This is a genomic window from Parendozoicomonas sp. 209JJ7-1 (assembly GCF_058147085.1).
The window spans coordinates 1-2421 of record NZ_JBYVJU010000050.1 but is presented as its reverse complement, the minus strand read 5'-3'; the positions used below and the strand labels follow the sequence as shown (position 1 = coordinate 2421).

3 protein-coding genes are annotated in these 2421 nt (G+C 35.6%); all 3 read left to right on the top strand.

Annotated features, from left to right (window positions below):
• Positions 1–422, top strand: a 422-nt coding sequence (locus ACY2RQ_RS19165) for a DUF6559 family protein (protein WP_490114617.1), incomplete at its 5' end; no start/stop codon positions are given.
• A 74-nt stretch (positions 423–496) separates the two neighbouring features.
• Complete coding sequence (locus ACY2RQ_RS19160; protein WP_490114616.1) at positions 497–1462, top strand: hypothetical protein; 966 nt, start codon at positions 497–499, stop codon at positions 1460–1462.
• A 73-nt stretch (positions 1463–1535) separates the two neighbouring features.
• On the top strand, positions 1536–2375 hold the full coding sequence (locus ACY2RQ_RS19155; protein ID WP_490114615.1) for a DUF2971 domain-containing protein: 840 nt from the start codon (positions 1536–1538) through the stop codon (positions 2373–2375).
• The last annotated feature ends 46 nt before the right edge of the window (positions 2376–2421 follow it).

Below are 2421 nucleotides of genomic sequence, written 5' to 3'. Positions count from 1 at the left end.
GCTGCTACCAATACATCATGAGCATACTCATAAACTTAATGTATGAAATACAATATTTCAGCTATCTGAATAAGCTGCCATTTTACTGTATTCGTGAGTATGGGGTGAGGAAAGCTTATAAAGTTTCTGCCGTTGATAGAGTTATTGAAACTTACGGTTTCAGTAAGCGCTATTCCCCAATAGGCTATGCGATCCTTTGCAAAGAATCAGACTATGTAAAAGCCAGCGGGAAATTTTCTCCACACCCAAGTAGAGATTTCATCCGGTGTAAGATACGAAAAAAACTGAATTCAAGTAAGGCAGATTTTGATTTATACGATTTAATGAAATCCTCTATATTCAAAAGCAATTGGAAATCAGGTACAGCACACGGAGAGTACTGGGAATATATGTCAGTACTTGAATCAAAGCTACGCAGCTAACAAGTAAATCCAGGCGACGCCTACGGCGCACCTGATTTTGGCGTTAGGCGCACATTAACATCAAGGACGGAGTAATGAAAAAAAATAATCAATTCCTGAGTTGGATGTTTGGTACATTATTGTTGGCATCTGGAATAGTAACTATTTTGAGTGATTTCATATTTGGGATCGCATTTATTATTTCATCATGTTTTTTGTTACCACCAATAAGGGAAGTTTTTTATCAAAAAACGAATATAAACCTACCAAGATCTGCAAGAATATTTTTCTGTCTAACCTCTTTATTCATCGGCTCGGCTATATTGTCAAACCAAGAAAAAGAAAGAAACATTGCATACTTTAAAGAGAACAAAGAAGAAGTAATATCAAATTTAGAGGTTTTAATTGACAACCAAAACTTTGATGAAGCAGAACGTCTTTCTAGAAAATATATGGCTTCAGAATCGAAGGAAATAATTGACATTAACCTGCATGCAAAAAATGAGTTAAGCCGAATAAAAGAAAGCGAAAGACAGCGACTAAAAGAAGAAAGAGATCAAGAACGAGCGAAAGAAACAGCAATCGAGATTGCTGAAATTGAAGCTGAGCTAAGAACCATTCCTGTCAAGAAATACTATGAAAATAGACGTAAATATAAAGAACTCATAAGACTAGCCCCTGACAATAAACACTACAAGAAAAAGCTGGCCTTCTATCAGGCTAAAATCGAAGAACAAGAATTACAAAACAAAAAAGAACTTGAAGAGTTACAAAGAATAAAAAACAAGAATGAGAGTAGATTCGGGCGTAAACCAATTGCTTCTGCTTGGGATGGCTCATATCGTGAAGTTGAGCGCTATCTAGAAATTATTGCAACTGATCCTGAAAGTATAAAAGTCGAAAGTTGTACAAAAGTTTATATCACTCAAGAAGGCTGGCTTGTAGGATGTAATTATCGTGGTCGTAATGGCTTTGGTGGAATGGTAAGAAAATCAAATTGGTTTACTATTGTTCACAGTTCGGTCGTAAAAATGCATCCTTTCACTGCCTACAAACAATAACAAGCGCCTAACAAGTAAATCCAGGTGACGCCTACGGCGCACCTGATTTAGGCGTTAGATTTTAAGCAAACATATGTATAAATATCTAGATGAAAACGGTGTTTTGGTTTTAGAGAATGGAACACTGAAATTTAGTACTGCAAGATCATTTAATGATCCATTTGAATTGAGACCTGTCATTGATAAAATTGCAACAAATAAAGATATAGAGTCTCAATGTGAAGATCAATGGGATGAAATTTTACAGAAAGAATATGATTCACTGCCAGAATCAGTAAAACTGGTTCTATCATTTGAAAAATTAAAAAAGTTGAGCGAAGGAAAGAAACCATCAATTATTGCTGCCGCAAAAACAATGCAAGGATCAGCAGCAGATTTACTTCAAACTAAATCTCATGAGCTGCTTGAAGAAATGATTGGTGTTTTGTGTCTTACTGAAAATAAAAACGATCACTTAATGTGGGCACATTATGCTGACTCGCATAAGGGATTTCTAATAGAGTTTGATACAACTAATCATTTCTTTGATCAGAGAAAGTCGAAAGATGATTCCCTGCGACACCTTGTAAAGGTTGATTATGAAACTTTCCGAAAACGCTATATCCTGTCAGAATTAAAAGCAGAAAATTTATATGCAGTTAAAGATATAGCATGGAAATATGAAAATGAATGGAGAATGATAGTTGCACTTCAAGACGCAGATGAAAAGCTAGAAAGCGGTGGTGATGTCATGCACTTGTTCAAATTCCCATTTCAGTCAATTAAACGCGTGGTATTAGGTGCAAATTCAAACCAAGATTTAGAAAGAAGAGTTAAAGATGCATGGAGTATTAACTTTCCTAATGCAAAGATCTATAAAGCAAAAGTTCACCCCAAAAAATATATCCTCAAGTACGAGGAAATTAAAATCTAACAAGAAAATCCAGGTGACGCCTACGGCGCACCTGATTTGGGCGTTA